Source organism: Streptomyces sp. NPDC007983, from assembly GCF_042958345.1.
GTDB lineage: Bacteria > Actinomycetota > Actinomycetes > Streptomycetales > Streptomycetaceae > Streptomyces.
Map to the genome: position 1 here is coordinate 333491 of NZ_JBIBJI010000003.1, position 18380 is coordinate 351870.

An 18380-nucleotide genomic window follows, 5' to 3' on the forward strand; every position below is an offset into this window, starting at 1 on the left:
GTTCCTCAATTGATGGTTGCGGCGACGGGCTGTGGCTCACCCGCAACGGCGCCCCATTCCCCCACCCCGCCCCTTCCCGAAACCGGGGGCAAGCCCCCGGCCCCCGTTGCGGAGGTTCCGCCCCCAATCCCCCCGCTCCTCAATCGCCGGAGGGGCTGGTATGTGACCTGGTTGTGGGCAATCGTTCCGCAGGGGGGCACCTCCCAGCGGTAGCTGGGGGAGGAACGGGTGGGCACAACCCGGCCACCGGCCCGCACCCGGCGGCGAGACCTCACGGGGCACCCACGGCCCGCCAACGCCGCACCCGGTGGCCCTCGCCCAGCTCGTCCCACGTGGCGTCCGGCTCGGCGGCGTCGGACCAGTCGTCGGCCGCCTCGACGACCGCTTCGGCGTCCGGGTCGGGTTCGAGCGCGGCGGCCATCAGCTGCCGCGTATACGGGTGGCCCGGAGCCGCGAAGACGGCGTCCGTCGGGCCCTCCTCCACCACCACGCCGTGCCGCAGCACCACCACCCGGTCGGCGATCCCCCGCACCACCGCCAGGTCGTGGCTGATGAAGAGGCAGGCCAGGTCCCGCTCCCGGCGCAGATCGTCCAGCAGGCGCAGCACATCGGCCTGGACGGACACGTCGAGCGCGGTGGTGATCTCGTCGGCGATCAGCACGTCCGGTTCACCGGCCAGTGCCCGCGCGATGCCGATGCGCTGCCGCTGGCCGCCGGAGAGCTGGGCGGGGAGCCGGTCGGCGAAGTCGGGGTCGAGGCGGACGTCGGAGATGAGCCCGCGGGCCCGAGAAGCCGCCTCGTCCCGCGAACCGGCGGCGCCGAAGAAGCGCAGGGGCCGCCGTACGGCGTCGCCGACCGAGCGGCGCGGGTTCAGCGACGTATCGGCGTTCTGGAAGACGAGCTGGATCTTGCGCCTGAGCGCGAGCGGGCGCCGCCGCGCGGAGGAGCCCAGGTCACCGGGCGCGCCCAGGTCACCGGGCTCGTGGGTCATCGCACCGCCCGAGGGGGCCCGGAGCCCGGCCAGCGCCCACGCCAGGGTGGACTTGCCGCTGCCGGACTCGCCGACCAGGGCCAGGACTTCGCCCCGCCGCACCTGGAAGGAGACGCCGTGGACGGCGCGCGAGGAGCCGTAGTCGATGGTGACGTCCCGGACGTCGACGGCCCGCACCGCGCCGGACGGCACCGCCCGCTTGGGCCGCACCTCCCGCGTGCCGTCCTCGCCGACGAGGGCGAGCCCGGTGTCGGACAGCCGGGGGACGCTGGCGAGCAGGCGGCGGGTGTACGGGTCGGCGGGCGCGGCGAAGAGCCGCCGGGTGGGGGCGGCTTCGACGACCCGGCCCGAGCGCAGCACGCACACCTCGTCGGCCATCCGCGCGACGACGCCCAGGTCGTGGCTGACGAGGACGGCGGCGAGGCCGAGTTCGTCGCGCAGGGAGCCGACCAGGTCCAGGACGGAGCGCTGGGTGAGGACGTCGAGTCCGGTGGTGGGCTCGTCGAGGACGAGCACCTTGGGGCGGGTGGCGATGGCCATGGCGATGGCGACGCGCTGCTGCTGTCCGCCGGAGAGTTCGTGCGGGTAGCGGCGGGCGAGTTCGGCGGGGCGCGGCAGCCGGACCTGTTCGAGGAGGTCGGTGACGGGTACGTCGCCGCCCGCCTCGGCGATCTGCCGTCCGACGCGCATGGAGGGGGTGAGGGCCTGGCCCGCGTTCTGGGCGATCATGGCGACCGTACCGCCGCGCAGCCGCCGCAGTTCGCGCGCGGGGAGGGCGAAGACGTCCCGCCCGTCGACGCGCACCGTACCGGCGGTGAGCCGTGAGCCGTGCCGCAGATGGCCCAGCAGTGTCGCGGCGACGGTGGACTTGCCGCTGCCGGACTCTCCGACGAGGGCGAGGGTTTCCCCAGGCGACAGGTCGAAGCTCACGTCGTGGACGACGGGGATCTCCCGCCCGCCCGACCGGTAGGCGACGCCGAGGCCCGTGACGGAGACGATGGCGTTCATCAGGAGCCCTCCCGGATGCGGTCGACGCCCCAGGCCTTGGAGAGGCCGTCGGCGGCGAGGTTGAGCCCGACGACGAGGGTGGCCAGGGCGATGATGGGCGCGAGGCTGGCCATGGGGACGACGGTGATGGCGGTGCGGTTCTCGGAGACCATGAGCCCCCAGTCGGGGGTGGGCGGGTCGGCGCCGAAGCCGAGGAAGGACAGCGAGGAGATCAGCAGCACGACCCACGAGGCGCGCATGGCGAACTCGACGCACACCACGTCGATGATGTTGGGCAGCACCTCGCGCCGCAGGATCGCCCACGTCCCCTCCCCGCGGGCGCGTGCCGCGGTGACGTAGTCCTGCGGGACGACGGCGAGCGCGGCGCCGCGGACGACCCGTACCACCTGGGGGACGCAGATGACGCCGATGGCCAGCACGATCACCCCGGAGCCGGTGCCCAGCGCGGTGACGATGACCAGCAGGACGAGGATCGCGGGGATGGACAGCACCGCGTCCAGGATCCGCATCAGCACATCGTCCAGCCAGCCGCCGCGCAGGGCGGCCGCGCAGCCGAGGACGGTGCCCAGCGCGATGGTGAGGAGGGTCGCGGTGACGGAGACGCCGAGCGCGTACCGCCCGCCATACAGCACCCGGGTCAGCACGTCGCGCCCGTACTGGTCGGTGCCCGCCCAGTGGTCGGCGCTGGGCCCGAGCAGCGCGTGCGAGGCGTCGCCGACGGTGGGGTGGTACGGGGTGAGCAGCGGGGCGAGCAGCGCGATCACGAGGTGGACGGCGACGATCGCGAGCCCGATGGCGGCGGGGCGGGAGGTGCGTACGGTGCGCCAGGCGCGGGCGGCTGCGGAGCCGGGGACCCCTGATCGGGCGGACGGCGCGGGAACGGGGGCCGGGGCAGGCGTCTTCAGCGCGCTCATCGGATCCTCCCTCCTCGGGTGCGGAGCTTGGGGTTGAGGGCCATGGAGCCGAGGTCGGCGGCGAGGTTGCAGACCACGTAGACGACCGCGCTGATGAGGGCGATGGCCTGGATGACGGGCAGATCGCGGTTCTGTACGGAGGTGAGCAGCAGCTTGCCGATGCCGGGGTAGTTGAAGACGTTCTCCACGACGGCGACGCCGCCGATCAGCCAGGCCACGTTGAGTGCGATCACATGGAGGGTGGGCAGCAGCGCGCCGGGGAGGGCGTGCCGGGTGACCACGCGCCAGGTGGACAGCCCCTTGAGGCGGGCGGTGGTGACGTATTCGCTCGCCATGACGTCGATGACCGACGTACGGGCCATCCGCACGATGTACGCGGCCATCACGATCGCGAGCGACGCGGCGGGCAGCCAGACGGCGGGGAGCAGTTCACCCGTGGAGGCCCCCGGCCCGTACAGCACCACGGCGGGCAGCACGGGGACGGTGACGGAGAAGGCGAGCACCAGCAGGGTGGCCACGACGAATTCGGGGATGGACATCCCGACCAGGCTGACCGTGGAGATCACATGGTCGGGCCAGCGGTCGCGGTAGAGCCCGGCGAGGATGCCGAGCACCAGCGAGCCGGTGACCGCGAAGAGGACGGTGACGACGGCGATGAGGGCGGAGTTGCCGAGGTACTGGGCGACCTCGCCGCCCACCGGCTTGGTGGTGACCAGCGAGGTGCCGAAGTCGCCGTGCAGGGCGCCCTTGATCCAGTCGGCGTAGCGCTCCCAGGCGGGCTGGTCGAGCCCCATCTGCTTGCGCAGGGCGGACACCGCGTCGGGGGTGGCGTCCTTGCCGAGCACCTGGGTGGCGACGTCGCCGGGCAGCGCCTGGACGGCCAGGAAGACCATGACGGAGGAGAGCAGCAGGGTGCCGAACGCGGCGACGACGCGGCGGGCGATGAAGGTGAACACGCTCCTCACGCCCCCTTCAGGCCGATGCCGCGGTAGTCGAACTCGAAGCCGTGCTCGGCGTAGCCGCGCACCTTCCGGGAGATGCCGGTGAGCCGGTCGGCGAACATCGGGGTGATCGCCCCGCCCCGCTCGATCACCAGGGTCTGCGCCTGCCCGTACAGCTCGCGGCGGCGGCCCCCGTCGGTCTCCCGGCGGGCCCGGTCCAGGAGCGCGTCGAACTCCTTGTCCGACCAGGCGGTCTCGTTGTAGGAGGAGCCGCCGCGGAAGACCTGGTTGAGGAGTTGGTCGATGGGGCGCCCGGTGTACCAGTAGGTGGCCATGAGCGGCTTCTTCATCCAGATCTGGGTGTAGTACGAGTCGGCGGCCGCGGTCCTGATCCGGACGCGGATCCCGGCGCGGGCCGCGGACTCCTGGTAGGCGAGGGCCATGGGCGTGAAGATCGGGTCGTAGGAGGACGTGTAGAGGTCCACCGCGAGCCGTTCGTGCCCGGCCCGCTTGAGCAGTTGGCGCGCCCGCTCGGGGTCGTGGGCGGGGTGGGCGCTGATGTGGGCGGGGTCGTTCGGCGGTACGGGGTTGTCCCAGCCGAGCGTGCCCGCGCCCTGGAGGGCGACCTTCCGGATGTGCTCGGGGTCGTAGGCGAGCTTCATGGCCTGCCGGACCCGCACGTCGGTGAAGGGCTTCTCGGTGGTGAGCATCGGCAGCACGTACCACTGGGCGTTCTTCGACCGGGCGATGGTGGCGCGGCTGGAGGCGGCGATGACGCGGGCGGTGGCGAAGTCGAGGTTGGTCTGGGAGAGCAGGTCGACCTGGCCGGCGAGCAGGGCGTTGGCCCGGGCCTGCATGTCGGCGACGGAGAAGAAGTCGATGGCGTCCAGCACCGGGCGCCCGGCCCAGTGGTCCTCGTACGCCACGACCCGGCCGGGTCCGGCGGAGGTGAAGGAGGCCAGCTTGAAGGGGCCGGTGCCGATGCCGGTGCGGCCGATGGAGCGGGCGCTGCCGTCGGGGACGACGTAGCAGTTGTAGTGGGTGAGCAGGCTGGGGAACTCGGCGTGCGGGCTCTTCAGCGGGACCACGAGGGTGTGCGGGTCGGGGGTGCGCAGCCGCTTCGGGTCGACGAGCGGGGCGAGCACCGGGCCCTGCGGGGAGGCGGTCGCGGTGGCGAGGATGTGCCGCAGGGTGTAGGCGGCGTCGGCGGAGGTGAAGGCGGAGCCGTCGTGGAAGGTGACGCCGCGGCGCAGCCGGAAGGTCCAGGTGGTCGCCTTGGCGTCGGGCTCCCAGGACTCGGCGAGGTCGGGGGCGACCTTGCCCTCCTTGTCGACGCGGACGAGCCGGTTGTAGAGGGCGCCGAGGTATTCGTACGCGGACAGCGCGCTCGCCGGGTCCAGGGTCTCGGCGTCGGAGGCGGGCGGCCGGGCGATGCGCAGGGTGCCGCCGCGGTCGGGGCGCCCGGCCGGGCCGCGGGTGGGTACGGCCTCGGTCGGGGACGCGGACGCGGCACCCGAGCAGCCGGTCAGCAGGGCGGATCCGGCGAGGGCGCCGCCGCCCGCGGCCGCCGCGGCGAGCACCGACCGCCGGGGTATCCGGGCCGCCCCGGGGTCTGTTCGGTGGGAGGTCTCGGACATGGACGGGGCGCCTTCCCGGCTCGTTTCGTTCAGCTGAACGATTGGGTGAGGTGCGTGAACGATAGCCAGCGGTTCCATCCAGGCCAACCCCTCGTTCGCGGAAATTAACGGGGGTAACCCACTTGTTACCGACCGGGCGCGGAGGGGGCGCGAAGCGCCCGGCGCGGCCCGGCAGCACTCCCGTACACCGTCCACGTGGTGAAAAACACCGAGCGTGGCCGGATACTCCGCCGTAAGGTGGCCGACATGCAGGTGATCCAGTCCACGAAGCTCGCCAACGTCTGCTACGAAATCCGTGGCCCGGTTCTTGAGGAGGCGATGCGACTGGAGGCAGCGGGACACCGCATCCTCAAGCTCAACACCGGCAACCCGGCGACGTTCGGTTTCGACTGCCCGCCGGAGATCCTCGAGGACATGCTGCGCAACCTCGGCGACGCACACGGCTACGGCGACGCCAAGGGCCTGCTCTCCGCCCGGCGCGCGGTGATGCAGCACTACCAGACCCAGGGCATCCACCTCGACGTCGAGGACGTCTTCCTCGGCAACGGCGTCTCGGAGCTGATCCAGATGTCGATGCAGGGGCTGCTGGACGACGGCGACGAGGTCCTCGTCCCCTCCCCCGACTATCCGCTGTGGACCGCCTCCGTCTCGCTCGCCGGCGGCACGGCCGTCCACTACCGCTGCGACGAGCAGGCGGACTGGCTGCCGGACCTCGCCGACATCGAGCGCAAGGTGACCGACCGCACCAAGGCGATCGTCATCATCAACCCGAACAACCCGACGGGCGCCGTCTACAGCGAAGAGGTGCTGCGCGGCATCACCGACATCGCCCGCCGCCACCAGCTGATCGTCTGCTCCGACGAGATCTACGACAAGATCCTCTACGACGGCGCCACCCACACCCCGACCGCCGCGATCGCCCCGGACCTGCTGACGCTCACGTTCAACGGGCTCTCCAAGGCGTACCGCGTCGCGGGCTACCGCAGCGGCTGGCTCGCGGTCTGCGGCCCCAAGGCCCACGCCGCCAGCTACCTGGAGGGGCTGACGATCCTCGCCAACATGCGGCTGTGCGCCAACATGCCCGCACAGCACGCTGTGGCCACCGCCCTCGGCGGCCGTCAGTCGATCAACGACCTGGTGCTCCCGGGCGGGCGGCTGCTGGAGCAGCGCGACACGGCGTACGAGCTGCTGACCCAGATCCCGGGCGTGAGCTGCGTGAAGCCCAAGGGCGCGCTGTACGCGTTCCCGAAGCTGGACCCCAAGGTCTACAAGATCAAGGACGACCGGCAGATGGTGCTCGACCTGCTGCGGACCGAGAAGATCATGATCGTGCACGGCACAGGCTTCAACTGGCCGGAGCCGGACCACTTCCGCATCGTCACCCTCCCGGCGAAGAAGGACCTGGCCGACGCGGTGACCCGGATCGGGAAGTTCCTCGACGGCTACGGCCAGCCCTGAGCCGGATCCCGCGACCGAATATCTGTAGAAGGCTCAACTTTAGACGGCGTCTAAGTTAGGATGGCCTCCTGAACGTTTGGAGGCCATCCATGTACGAGCCGATCCGCACCAAGTCGGTCCACACCATGGCCGAGCCCGAGCCCGATTTCCCGCACCGCTCCCGCGAGGAGGAACTGGACATTCGGCTCGCCGGACATCTGACCGCGCTGCTGACCGTGACCGACGAGTTGCGCGCCCTCACCCCGGACCCGGCCTTGGACGATGCCGCCGAGCGCCTGGCCGGCCAGGTCGTACGGCTGCGCGACGGCCGCGCCCCGCTGCGCGCCGCCCCCACCACGGCCGCCGCCGACCCGGCCCATGTCGCCGCCCTCCATCAGCGCGCCCACACCCTGGCGGGCTGGGCCCTGGTCATCGCCACCTCGCGCGACGACGCTGCGGCCACCGCGCTCACCGCCGAGCGCCTGGAGGCGCATACGGCGGCCCTCGGCGTCGCCGCCTGACGCCGGGACGGACCGGCGGATCGTGGCCCACGATGGAGCCATGACCACGATCACCCTCGTCCACGGCGACATCACCGCGCAGCACGCCGACGCCATCGTCAACGCGGCGAACTCCTCCCTCCTCGGCGGCGGAGGGGTGGACGGCGCGATCCACCGGAAGGGCGGGCCCGAGATCCTCGACGCCTGCCGGAGCCTGCGCGCCTCCCACTACGGCAAGGGGCTGCCCACGGGCCGGGCCGTGGCCACGACGGCGGGGCGGCTCGACGCCCGCTGGGTCATCCACACCGTGGGACCGGTGTGGTCCGCCACCGAGGACCGCTCCGGCCTGCTGGCGTCCTGCTACCGCGAGTCCCTGCGCGTCGCGGACGAACTGGGTGCCCGGACGGTCGCGTTCCCGGCGATCTCCACCGGGATCTACGGCTGGCCGATGGACGACGGCGCCCGGATCGCGGTGGAGACGGTCCGCGCCGCGGACACGGCCGTCGAAGAGGTGCGCTTCGTCCTCTTCGACGAGCCCGCGTACACGGCGTTCACGGCGCGGATCGGCTAGGGGGTGTCTTCCGGGGTCAGGCGCCCTCGCCGAAGCGGGCCGCCTCCTTCGTCCAGGCCGCCGCCTGATCGCTGAGCGAGAGGCCGAGACCGGCGCGGCCGGGGATGACCATGCGGCCGTCGCGCAGCTCCAGCCGCTCGTTGAACAGCGGCTCCAGCCACTCGAAGTGCTCGACCCACGCGGTGCGCGGATAGGCCGCCGAGAGATGGACGTGGATCTCCATCGCGAAGTGCGGGGCGAGGCTGCGGCCCTTGTAGTCGGCGAGCGTCATGATCTGCAGGAACGGGGTGATGCCGCCGACCCGTGGGGCATCGGGCTGCACGAAGTCCGAGGAGCCCGCCTCGATGAGCGCCGCGTGCTCGTGCGCGCTGGTCAGCATCTCGCCGGTGGCTATGGGCGTGTCCAGGGTGGCGGCGAGGGCCGCGTGGCCCTCGGCGTCGTACGCGTCGAGCGGCTCCTCGATCCAGGTGAGGTCGAACTTCTCCAGCACCCGGCCGACCCGGGTGGCGGTGATCCGGTCCCACTGCTGGTTGGCGTCCACCATCAGCGGAACGCCGTCGCCCAGGTGCTCCCGTACGGTCTCCACCCGGGCGAGGTCCACGCGCGGGTCCGGCGAGCCGACCTTGAGCTTGATCCCGGCGACGCCGCGGGAGCGGGCCAGGTCGATGTTCTCCAGCACCTGCTCGATGGGCGTGGAGAGAAAGCCGCCGGAGGTGTTGTAGACGCTGACCGCGTCGCGATGCGCGCCCAGCAGCTTGGCCAGCGGCAGCCCGGCGCGCCGGGCCTTGAGGTCCCACAGCGCGATGTCGAACGCGGCGACCGCCTGCACGGCGGCTCCGCTGCGGCCCATGGACGCGCCCGCCCACACCAGCTTGTTCCACAGCCGGGCGATGTCGCTGGGGTCCTCGCCGATCAGTTCGGGCGCGATCTCCTGGGCGTGGGCGTACAGCGCGGGCCCGCCGGCCCGCTTGGAGTAGCTGAAGCCCAGCCCCTCATGGCCGCCCTCGGTGCTGATCTCGGCGAAGAGGAAGGCCACTTCGGTGAGCGGCTTCTGCCTGCCGGTCAGCACCTTGGCGTCGCTGATAGGCGCGTGCAGCGGCAGATACACCAGGGAGAGCCGGATCGCCGAGATCCGGTCGGTGCTGGCCTCGCCGGGCGCGGAGGCGAAGGGTTTGAAGGCGACGGAATCACTGGGGGCGACACTCATGCGGTGCTCTCCTCGGCATCGTGCTGGCGTCGAAGGCCTACCATCCGTCGCCGCGCCGGAAACCGTCCGGCCCCGACGTGTAGGGACTCCCCTTGATCACGTACGGGCTCGATCACGGCCGCCGCACAGGCCGGGGCCCGCACCGTGCGGTGCGGGCCCCGGCCTGATGACGTCCGGCCTGATGACCTGGTGGTTCAGCCCAGGCGCTGCACCAGGGCCCGGTACTCGTCCCACATCGCCTTCGGCGTGTGGTCACCGAAGGTGTTGAGGTGCTCGGGGACCAGGGCGGCCTCCTCGCGCCACACCTCCTTGTCGACGTTGAGGAGGAAGTCCAGCTCTTCGTCGTCCAGTCCGAGGCCGTCGGTGTCGAGGGCCTCCTTGGTCGGCAGGATGCCGATGGGGGACTCGACGCCCTCGGCGCGGCCGTCGAGGCGGTCCACGATCCACTTCAGGACGCGGCTGTTCTCGCCGAAGCCGGGCCAGACGAACTTGCCCTCGTCGTTCTTGCGGAACCAGTTGACGTAGTAGATCTTCGGGAGCTTCGACTGGTCCTTGTCCTTGGCGACGTCGACCCAGTGGGCCATGTAGTCGCCCATGTTGTAGCCGCAGAAGGGCAGCATCGCGAACGGGTCGCGGCGCAGCTCACCGACCTTGCCCTCGGCGGCCGCGGTCTTCTCGCTGGCCACGTTGGCGCCGAGGAAGACGCCGTGCTGCCAGTCGAAGGACTCGGTGACGAGCGGGACCGCGCTGGCGCGGCGGCCGCCGAAGAGGATCGCCGAGATCGGCACGCCCTTGGGGTCCTCCCACTCGGGCGCGATGATCGGGCACTGCCCGGCGGGGGTGGTGAAGCGGGCGTTGGGGTGGGCCGCGGGCGTCTCGCTCGCCGGGGTCCAGTCGTTGCCCTTCCAGTCGGTGAGGTGGGCGGGCGCATCCTCGGTCATGCCCTCCCACCACACGTCGCCGTCGTCGGTGAGCGCGACGTTGGTGAAGACGGAGTTGCCCCACAGGGTCTTCATCGCGTTGGCGTTGGTGTGCTCACCGGTGCCGGGCGCGACGCCGAAGAAGCCCGCCTCGGGGTTGATCGCGTACAGCCGGCCGTCCTCGCCGAACCGCATCCACGCGATGTCGTCGCCGATCGTCTCGACCGTCCAGCCGGGGATGGTCGGCTCCAGCATCGCGAGGTTGGTCTTGCCGCACGCGCTCGGGAAGGCCGCGGCGACGTACTTCGACTCCCCGCGCGGCGGGGTGAGCTTGAGGATCAGCATGTGCTCGGCGAGCCAGCCCTCGTCACGCGCCATGACGGAGGCGATGCGCAGCGCGTAGCACTTCTTGCCGAGCAGCGCGTTGCCGCCGTAGCCGGAGCCGTAGGACCAGATCTCCCGCGACTCCGGGAAGTGCGAGATGTACTTGGTCGAGTTGCACGGCCACGGCACGTCGGCCTGGCCGGGCTCCAGCGGGGCGCCGAGGGTGTGGACGGCCTTGACGAAGGCGCCGTCCTCGCCGAGCTCTTCGAGCACGGCGCTGCCCATGCGGGTCATCGTGCGCATCGAGACGGCGACGTACGCGGAGTCGGTGATCTCGACGCCGATCGCGGACAGCGGCGAGCCGAGCGGTCCCATGCAGAACGGGACGACGTACATGGTGCGGCCGCGCATCGAGCCCCGGAATATGCCCTGTTCGCCCGCGAAGATCCGGCGCATCTCGGACGGGTCTTTCCAGTGGTTCGTCGGACCCGCGTCCGCCTCCTTCTCGGAGCAGATGAAGGTGCGGTCCTCGACGCGCGCCACATCGCGGGGGTCGGAGGCCGCGTAGTACGAGTTGGGGCGCTTGATCGGGTCGAGACGTTTGAACGTGCCCTTCTCGACGAGCTGCGCACACAGACGGTCGTACTCCGACTCCGAACCGTCACACCAGACCACTTCATCGGGCTGGGTGAGGTCGGCGATCTCGCCGACCCAGGAGATCAGTTCCTGGTGGCTGGTCGGGGCCGTGATGAGGGAGGAAGCCACATTGCTGGGCGCCACGATCGCTCCATCCCGCCGGAACCGCACTCGCTCCGGCGCTTGGTTTGAGGGTTTGGGCGGATATGTGCACGCATATCCGCATTATGGAGACAGCTACCCCTTGGGGGCTGCGACCCGGACGCTCAGCTCATCCGGTGCCGACCGCGCTCATTTGATCATCCGACGATGTGGGCGATCTGTCCAGTGGGCACCTTGGTGACCATCACCACTCGACACGACCGGTAACTAACGGTGGCTGGGTAGCATGAGCACCATGACTGCAGCCGCGCCCGACGCCGCCGTTGACCAACCTCCAGGGCCCGAGGCAGCCCCCCTCCCCCTCAAACCCATGCTGCGCGGCTGGCTGCATGCCGGCATGTTCCCGGCCGCGCTCATCGCCGGAGTGGTGCTCACCGCGCTCGCCGACAGCCCGCGCGGGCGCATCGCGTGCGCCATCTTCACGCTCACCGCCTGCGCGCTCTTCGGTACGAGCGCCCTGTATCACCGGGGCAATTGGGGCCCGCGCGCCACGGCGGTGCTGCGCCGCCTGGATCACGCCAATATTTTCCTGATCATCGCGGGCACCTACACGCCCTTCACGCTGCTGCTGCTCCCGCAGGGCAAACAGGAGCTGCTGCTCTGGCTGGTGTGGGCCGGAGCGCTCGCCGGGATCGCCTTCCGGGTGTTCTGGGTCGGCGCCCCGCGCTGGCTCTACACCCCGTGCTACATCGCCCTGGGCTGGGCGGCGGTGTTCTTCCTGCCGGACTTCCTGCGCACCGGCGGCATCGCCGTCATGACGCTGATCGTCGTCGGCGGCCTGCTCTACAGCGCGGGCGCGGTGATCTACGGGACGAAGCGCCCCAACCCCTCACCCCGCTGGTTCGGCTTCCACGAGGTGTTCCACTCCCTCACCCTCGCCGCCTTCGTCGTGCACTACGTCGGGATCTCCCTGGTCGCCTACCAGCACTCCTGATCCTGGCCGCCCGCCGGTGCCCGACAATGACCGGCATGGCCTCCGCACACACGACCCCCGCCGGGCACCGGCCCGGGCTGCGCGAACGCAAGAAGATCCAGACCCGGCAGGCGATCCGGCGGGCCGCCTACCGGCTGTTCGCGGAACAGGGCTACGACGCCACCCCGGTGGACCGGATCGCGGCGGCCGCCGACGTCTCCCCCAGCACCGTCTTCCGCTACTTCCCCGCCAAGGAGGACATCGTCCTCACGGACGAGTACGACGAGGCCATGGCCGCCGGGATCCGGGACCGGCCGCTGGACGAGCCGCCGGTCTCCTCCCTGCGGCGCGTCCTGATCGACATGGCGCGGCGGCTCACCGACGACGAGCGCGAGGAGATGCTGACCCGCCTCACCCTGATCCGCCAGGTCCCGGCGCTGCGCGCCCGCATGGGCGAGGGCATGGCCAAGACCGGGACCATGCTGGGAGAGGTCCTGGCCGAGCGCAGCGGCCGGTCACCGGAGGACTTCGAGGTGCGGGTGCTCGTCGGGGCCGTCCTCGGCGCCCTCCAGGAGGCGGTCTTCCACTGCTTCGACCACCACCGGGTGGAGACCATGGAGGACAGCGTCGACCGCGCCCTGGGCATGCTCGCCCGCGGCCTGCCCCTGTGACCGCCGCGCCCCCGTCGTCCTTCCTGGTGCGCCTCCGGGCCTTTCGGCGTCAGCCGCCGAGGCTGACCGTCAGCGCCGCCACGTCGGCGGTCGGGGCGTCACAGGTGAAGTGGCGGCAGACGTACGCCGCCGGGCGCCCCTCCAGCAGCACCCGCCCCTCCAGCAGCGGCACCTCGTCGGAGCCGGGCGCGCCCACCGCGATCACCGCTCCCGGTGCCGTGCCCAGCAGCGCGGCCCGGTGCAGGGCGCGGGTCCCGGGGTCGTCGTCCGGTCCGACGACGGCCACCTCGCGCGGCCCGTCCAGCAGCGCCTCGGCGACCGCCAGGCCCCAGCCGATGAACCGCGGCACCCGTCCCCCCAGCGCCCGCACCACGACCAGGGCCCGCTCGGCCGCCTCCCGGTGGCGGCCGCTCCCGGAGACGGCGGCGTAGGACAGCAGCGCCCCGGCGGCCGCCGTCCAGCCCGAGGGGGCGGCGTTGTCGGTCGGGTCCTGGGGGCGGCGGATCAGCGCCTCGGCGTCGTCGGCGGTGTCGAACAGGGTGCCGTCCTCGGCGGCGAAGTGGTGCAGCACGGTGTCCAGGAGCAGCCCCGCGAAGTCGACCCATACGCCCTCGCCGGAGACCGCGGCCAGGGCGAGGAAGCCCTCGGACACATCGGCGTAGTCCTCCAGCACGCCCGCGTGGCCGCCCACGGCGCCGCCCAGCGAGGTGCGGGCGAGCCGCCCGCCGGTGTCCATGTGGAGGCGCACGAGCAGGTCGGCGGCCTCGGTCGCGGCCTCGACCAGGTCGGGGCGATCGAAGTAGGCGCCGGTCTCGGCGAGGGCGGCGATGGCCAGCCCGTTCCAGGCGGCCACGATCTTGTCGTCGCGGCCGGGCCGCTCACGCCGCTCCCGCGCGGCCAGCAGCCGCTCCCGTACGGAGGCGAGCCGGGCGGCGTCGGCCGGGGGCGCGCCGTCGGGCAGCTGGAGGACGGACGCGCCCGCCTCGAACGTGCCGTCCTCGGTCACCCCGAAATACGCGGCGGCCTGCTCGGCGTCCGCCTCGCCCAGCACCTCGCGCAGCTGCTCCGGTGTCCAGACGTAGTACGCGCCCTCGACGTGCCGGCCGGTGCCGTCGTCGCTGTCGGCGTCCAGCGCGGAGGCGAATCCGCCCTGCTCGGTGCGCATCTCGCGGACCAGGAAGTCGGCGGTCTCCAGGGCGACGCGGCGCGCGAGGTCCGAGCCGGTGGCCCGCCACAGGTGGGCGTAGACGCGGCACAGCAGCGCGTTGTCGTACAGCATCTTCTCGAAATGCGGAACGACCCATTCCGCATCGACGGAGTAGCGTGCGAACCCGCCGCCGAGCTGGTCGTAGATGCCGCCGCGGGCCATCGCCTCACAGGTGGCCTGCACCATCTGCAACGCGCCCTCGGAGCCCGTCCGGGCGTAGTGCCGCAGCAGGAACTCCAGCGCCATGGACGGCGGGAACTTCGGCGCCCCGCCGAATCCGCCGCGCACGGCGTCGAATTCGCGGGTCAGCCCCATCAGCGCGGCCGCCATGTCCTCGGCGCCGGGCGGCTGCGGCGCGCCGGATCCCAGCGCGATGCCGGTGCGCCCGGCCAGGTCCCGCACGATCTTCCCTGCCACGTCCCGCACCTCGTCGCGCCGGTCGGACCACGCGGCGCGGACGCCCTCCAGCACCTGCCGGAAGGAGGGCATGCCGTGCCGGGGGCGGGGCGGGAAGTAGGTGCCGAAGTAGAAGGGCTCGGCGTCGGGCGTCAGGAACACCGTCATCGGCCAGCCGCCCTGCCCGGTCGCGGCCTGCACCGCCTCCATGTACACGGCGTCGACATCCGGCCGCTCCTCGCGGTCGACCTTGACGGAGACGAAGTGGGCGTTCAGATACTCGGCCGTCTCGGCGTCCTCGAACGACTCGTGCGCCATGACGTGGCACCAGTGGCAGCTGGAGTAGCCGACGCTCAGCAGCACGGGCACCCCGCGGCTGCGCGCCTCCTCGAACGCCTCGTCCGACCACGGTCGCCAGTCGACCGGGTTGTCGGCGTGCTGCAGGAGGTAGGGGGACGTTTCGTGCGCCAGACGGTTCGGCATACCTCCATCCTCCCCCACCCGCGGGACGCGGGTGAGTTGTCCACAGGGGAGTTATCCACAGGGCTGCCGGAAATGAGGCAGAAGCGGAAGACTTGGGGAGCAACGCGCGATTCACGCGTGGCGCTCGTGCAGGAGGGGGATCACATGCCGGGCTCACTGGCCGTGCTGCGGGACAGCCACCGGACGGAGGTCGAGCGGCTGCTGACGCGGGCCGTCGAGGAGGAGGTGCGGCGCTCCGGCGGCCGCACGGACGGCGGGGTGCTGCTCAGCCGCGCGCGGGGCTCGCTGGACGGGATGGCGGCGACCGCGGCCGAGGAGTACGGCGCGTATGTGCGCGCGCTGGACGAGGCGGAGGCCGGCAGCAGACCGCTCTCGGCGATGCTGGGGCGCGAGCGGCTGTCCACCCCGGCGCTGGCCGCGGTGGTGGCGGCGGCCGCCGCGTTCGGCGCGGACCTCACCTTCGGCACCTCGGCGGGCACGGCGCTGGGCGCGGGCGTGACCGCGGGGGTGGCGGGGTCGGCCGCGGCCGTCCTCAAGCTCACCGCGGCCCACTGGCCCGCCGCCCACCGCCAGGCTGCGCTGCGCAACCAGCCCGGCGGGCCCGAGCAGTTGCGGCTGCAGTGGCTGACGGCGGTCGAGGTGCGGGGCATCCGGCCGTTCATCGATCAGCACCGGATGACCTCGGCCGCCACCCGCCAGGGCGGCGGCCCGGCCAAGCGCTCCTCGTCCCCCACCGGCGGGCAGGTGCCGCGGCTGCGGGGCGCGGACCGCAGTCAGGCGGCCCGCAGGCGCACGGTGCTGGAGCAGTCCTTCGGCCAGCTCCCCCAGGCGGACGGCCCGTTCGCCGGGCGCCGCGCGCAGACCGGCCGGATCGCCCAGTGGGTGCACCAGGCGCGGGCCAGCACCGAGACCAAACCGACGGTGGTGCTGCTGGAGGGCCCGCCGGGCTCGGGCCGCACCACGCTGGCGGTGCGGGCGGCCCATGAGCTGCGCGATCAGTTCCGGGGCGCGTGCCTGGTGGATCTGCGCGGGGACAGCGCCGAGCAGGCCCCGCTGTCGACCCGCGACGCGCTGCTGCATCTGCTGAACCGGCTCGGGGCGCCCCGCGACCAGCTGCTCTTCCGGGAGCGGGCGAGCCAGGACCAGCACCTCAAGCGGCTCACCGAGCTGTATCACCAGCATCTGACCGGGCTGCCCGTCACGATCGTGCTGGACGACGCGAGCGACGCCGAGCAGGTGCGCACGCTGGTCCCGGAGCGGTCCGACAGCCTGATCCTGGTCACCTCGCGCACCCCGCTCACCCTGCCGCCGGACCTGGCCGCGTGGGTGCACCGGCTGGAGGTCGGCCCGCTGGACGAGTCGGGCGCCGAGGAGCTGCTGCGGGTCTCCGCCGAGAACCCGGCCGGGCCCGGCCCGTACGACGGGCGGTCCGTGGAGCGGATCGCCGAGCTGTGCGGGCGGCTGCCGCTGGCGCTGCGGATCGCGGGCTCCTCCCTCGGCCCGCGCACCCCCGCCGCCCTCGCCACCGACCTCGAGGCGTACGGGCCGGTCGGCCCGGTCGAGCGCACCCTGTGGCTGCGGTACACCGACCAGCAGGAGGGCGCCCGGCGGCTGCTGCGCCGCCTCGCGCTGGCCGGGCGGGCGAGCCTGGGCGCGGCGGCGGCCGCGGCGCTGCTGGGCGCCGACCAGCAGGAGGCGGCCCGCCATCTGGACGCGCTGGGCCGCGCCGGGCTGATCCAGCATGTGCGCGGCAGCCGCTATCGGCTGCACGACCTGGTGCGCTCGTTCGCCGCCGCCCGGCTGGCCGACGAGGAGGAGCCCGAGCAGCGCACCGCCGCCCAGGAGCGGCTGATCCGCAGCTATGCCGAGCTGGCGGACTCGGTGATCCGGCTGGTCGACGGCAAGACCTCCACCCGCGCCGATGTCTTCACCAAGGGCACGGCGGGCGGCCACGGCTTCACCTCGCTGGACGCGGCGCTGGGCTGGCTGGACGACGAGTCGAGCTTCATCACCGCGGCGCTGCGTCATGCGGAGGGTGTGGACCAGTCCGCGGTGCTGCATCTGCTGGGCGCGCTGTGCGACTACTGCCTGCTGCGCGGCGATCTGTACCGGCTGGGCGAGATCAGCGAGCTGACCCAGGCGGTCGACCAGGGGCTGCTGGTGCGGTCCGTGCAGTGGCGCACCGGTATCGCCGCCCGCCAGCTCGGCGAGCTGGACCAGGCGCGTACGACGCTGTCCTCGGTGGTCGACCTGTATTTCGAGGCCCACCACGAGGCGGGCGCGGCCCGCGCGCTGTGCAGCCTGGGCATCACCCTGCACCACCAGGGGAATCTGGTGGAGGCCGCGGCGAAGCTGCGCGAGGCGCTGGCCCTGCAGGAGTCCGAGGCGCTGCGCGGGGACCGGGGGTGGACGATGCACGCGCTGGCCGCCGTGGAGCGGGACCGCGGGCAGCTCGCCGAGGCGCTGGAGCTGCTGCGGCAGTCGCTGGAGCTGCACCGGGAGTCCGAGAGCCTGCACGGCCAGGCGTGGGCGCATTTCCAGCTCGGTCAGGCCTGTCTGCGGATGGGCGATGTGCCCCGCGCGGAGGCCGAGCTGCGGGAGGCGCTGGGCGCGTACGACCGCACCCACGACCAGCGCGGTGAGGCGTGGGCGCTGACCCAGCTGGCCCGCGCCCGGCTGGTGGCCGGCGAGCCGTCGGCGGCCGTGGACCAGCTGCGCCAGGCCCTGTCCCGGCATCGGGACAACGAGGACGCGCGCGGTGAGGCCTGGACGCTGTACTACCTGGGCCAGGCGCTGGAGGAGCGCGGCGACCGGGACGCGGCGGTGCGGGAGCTGGAGCGGGCCCGCACCTTGTTCAGCCGGATGCGGGATGTGTACGGGCTGGCGTGTGCCCGGCATCACTCGGCGCGGGTCACCCGTGATCTGCGGGCGGCGCAGACCGGCTCGCTGCGCAACAGCGGCTTCGCGCGCCAGCTGCTGCAGGACGCGCGGCAGGACTTCCACCGGGTGGGGGTGGCCCACGGCGAGGCGTGGTCGTGCGTCGAGCTGGCGGTGATCGACGCGGGGAACGGCCGGTCGGCGCAGGCGCTGGAGCTGGTGGACGAGGCGGCCCGGCTGTTCGCGGAGTACGGGGACCGGCGCGGCGGGTCCTGGGCGAGGTTCCTGCGCTGCACGCTGCTGCCGTTCGCCTCGGCGGGCGGCTCGGTCATCGGCACGGCGGTGGCGCAGGAGGAGCTGGCGGAGCTGCTGCGGGAGCTGCGCGAGCCGGGCACGGCCGCGGCGGGCGGGGATCCCCGGGTGGAGGAGTGCGCGGAGGCATTCGCACTGGTGCTGGAGCGCGGTGTGGAGCCGGAAACGGGATGGCAGGCCTGGCAGCTCGGCATGGTACCGAGCCGCCGCTCCCGCGAGGTCATGGCCGTGCTCCCGGACCGGCCCCGCGCCTGAGCCCGGACCGACCCCGGA

At 72.6% G+C, this 18380-nt stretch carries 13 protein-coding genes; 6 read left to right on the forward strand and 7 right to left on the reverse strand.

The window, feature by feature from the left end:
- Positions 1 to 271: 271 nt before the first annotated feature.
- Genes ACFZCY_RS10500 through ACFZCY_RS10515 form a run of 4 tightly spaced genes read right to left on the reverse strand, consistent with a single transcriptional unit; the run spans position 272 to position 5491 of the window.
- Entirely contained in the window at positions 272 to 1999 is a 1728-nt protein-coding gene (locus tag ACFZCY_RS10500; RefSeq protein WP_391171002.1) for a dipeptide ABC transporter ATP-binding protein, read from the reverse strand.
- Entirely contained in the window at positions 1999 to 2913 is a 915-nt protein-coding gene (locus tag ACFZCY_RS10505; protein ID WP_391171004.1) for an ABC transporter permease subunit, read from the reverse strand. Before ACFZCY_RS10505 ends, ACFZCY_RS10500 begins: the two co-directional genes overlap by 1 nt.
- Positions 2910 to 3869 carry an ABC transporter permease subunit gene (locus ACFZCY_RS10510; RefSeq protein ID WP_391171006.1) on the reverse strand — a complete coding sequence of 320 codons (960 nt, stop codon included), beginning with the start codon at positions 3867 to 3869 and terminating at the stop codon, positions 2910 to 2912. The genes ACFZCY_RS10505 and ACFZCY_RS10510 overlap by 4 nt, the downstream gene beginning before the upstream one ends.
- Before the next feature lie 5 nt (positions 3870 to 3874).
- On the reverse strand, positions 3875 to 5491 hold the full coding sequence (locus ACFZCY_RS10515; RefSeq protein WP_391171008.1) for an ABC transporter substrate-binding protein: 1617 nt from the start codon (positions 5489 to 5491) through the stop codon (positions 3875 to 3877).
- A gap of 246 nt (positions 5492 to 5737) precedes the next feature.
- On the opposite strand from ACFZCY_RS10515, the gene ACFZCY_RS10520 reads away from it, so the two are divergent.
- From ACFZCY_RS10520 to ACFZCY_RS10530, 3 genes are all read left to right on the forward strand, one after another.
- Positions 5738 to 6949, forward strand: coding sequence for an aminotransferase class I/II-fold pyridoxal phosphate-dependent enzyme (locus ACFZCY_RS10520; RefSeq protein ID WP_391172108.1), 1212 nt, complete (start codon positions 5738 to 5740; stop codon positions 6947 to 6949).
- A gap of 89 nt (positions 6950 to 7038) precedes the next feature.
- Positions 7039 to 7449 (forward strand): hypothetical protein, encoded by a 411-nt coding sequence (locus ACFZCY_RS10525; protein ID WP_391171009.1) that lies wholly within the window; start codon positions 7039 to 7041, stop codon positions 7447 to 7449.
- Positions 7450 to 7489: 40 nt separating this feature from the next.
- Positions 7490 to 7999: an O-acetyl-ADP-ribose deacetylase gene (locus tag ACFZCY_RS10530; RefSeq protein ID WP_391171011.1), complete on the forward strand. Its 510-nt coding sequence runs from the start codon at positions 7490 to 7492 to the stop codon at positions 7997 to 7999.
- A 16-nt stretch (positions 8000 to 8015) separates the two neighbouring features.
- Here ACFZCY_RS10530 and ACFZCY_RS10535 read toward each other — a convergent pair whose 3' ends face one another.
- Both ACFZCY_RS10535 and ACFZCY_RS10540 read right to left on the reverse strand, forming a co-directional pair.
- Positions 8016 to 9206 (reverse strand): enolase C-terminal domain-like protein, encoded by a 1191-nt coding sequence (locus tag ACFZCY_RS10535; RefSeq protein ID WP_391171013.1) that lies wholly within the window; start codon positions 9204 to 9206, stop codon positions 8016 to 8018.
- A 194-nt stretch (positions 9207 to 9400) separates the two neighbouring features.
- On the reverse strand, positions 9401 to 11230 hold the full coding sequence (locus ACFZCY_RS10540; RefSeq protein ID WP_391171015.1) for a phosphoenolpyruvate carboxykinase (GTP): 1830 nt from the start codon (positions 11228 to 11230) through the stop codon (positions 9401 to 9403).
- Between the two features lie 244 nt (positions 11231 to 11474).
- On the opposite strand from ACFZCY_RS10540, the gene ACFZCY_RS10545 reads away from it, so the two are divergent.
- Both ACFZCY_RS10545 and ACFZCY_RS10550 read left to right on the forward strand, forming a co-directional pair.
- A complete protein-coding gene (locus ACFZCY_RS10545; protein ID WP_391171017.1) occupies positions 11475 to 12182 on the forward strand; it encodes a hemolysin III family protein in 708 nt (235 codons plus the stop codon).
- A gap of 26 nt (positions 12183 to 12208) precedes the next feature.
- A complete protein-coding gene (locus ACFZCY_RS10550) occupies positions 12209 to 12832 on the forward strand; it encodes a TetR family transcriptional regulator (RefSeq protein WP_391171019.1) in 624 nt (207 codons plus the stop codon).
- A gap of 49 nt (positions 12833 to 12881) precedes the next feature.
- Here the strand turns inward: ACFZCY_RS10550 and ACFZCY_RS10555 are convergent, their stop codons facing one another.
- Positions 12882 to 14918 carry a DUF255 domain-containing protein gene (locus ACFZCY_RS10555; RefSeq protein WP_391171021.1) on the reverse strand — a complete coding sequence of 679 codons (2037 nt, stop codon included), beginning with the start codon at positions 14916 to 14918 and terminating at the stop codon, positions 12882 to 12884.
- Between the two features lie 144 nt (positions 14919 to 15062).
- Between ACFZCY_RS10555 and ACFZCY_RS10560 the strand changes: the two genes are divergently transcribed.
- Complete coding sequence (locus tag ACFZCY_RS10560; protein ID WP_391171023.1) at positions 15063 to 18362, forward strand: tetratricopeptide repeat protein; 3300 nt, start codon at positions 15063 to 15065, stop codon at positions 18360 to 18362.
- Positions 18363 to 18380 lie beyond the last annotated feature (18 nt).

Bases quoted from the DNA above. Each gene is read 5' to 3' on its own strand.
- ACFZCY_RS10500 (WP_391171002.1), bottom strand. From the start codon at position 1,999: ATGAACGCCATCGTCTCCGTCACGGGCCTCGGCGTCGCCTACCGGTCG.
- ACFZCY_RS10505 (WP_391171004.1), bottom strand. From the start codon at position 2,913: ATGAGCGCGCTGAAGACGCCTGCCCCGGCCCCCGTTCCCGCGCCGTCC.
- ACFZCY_RS10515 (WP_391171008.1), bottom strand. From the start codon at position 5,491: ATGTCCGAGACCTCCCACCGAACAGACCCCGGGGCGGCCCGGATACCC.
- ACFZCY_RS10520 (WP_391172108.1), top strand. From the start codon at position 5,738: ATGCAGGTGATCCAGTCCACGAAGCTCGCCAACGTCTGCTACGAAATC.
- ACFZCY_RS10525 (WP_391171009.1), top strand. From the start codon at position 7,039: ATGTACGAGCCGATCCGCACCAAGTCGGTCCACACCATGGCCGAGCCC.
- ACFZCY_RS10530 (WP_391171011.1), top strand. From the start codon at position 7,490: ATGACCACGATCACCCTCGTCCACGGCGACATCACCGCGCAGCACGCC.
- ACFZCY_RS10535 (WP_391171013.1), bottom strand. From the start codon at position 9,206: ATGAGTGTCGCCCCCAGTGATTCCGTCGCCTTCAAACCCTTCGCCTCC.
- ACFZCY_RS10545 (WP_391171017.1), top strand. From the start codon at position 11,475: ATGAGCACCATGACTGCAGCCGCGCCCGACGCCGCCGTTGACCAACCT.
- ACFZCY_RS10550 (WP_391171019.1), top strand. From the start codon at position 12,209: ATGACCGGCATGGCCTCCGCACACACGACCCCCGCCGGGCACCGGCCC.
- ACFZCY_RS10555 (WP_391171021.1), bottom strand. From the start codon at position 14,918: ATGCCGAACCGTCTGGCGCACGAAACGTCCCCCTACCTCCTGCAGCAC.
- ACFZCY_RS10560 (WP_391171023.1), top strand. From the start codon at position 15,063: ATGCCGGGCTCACTGGCCGTGCTGCGGGACAGCCACCGGACGGAGGTC.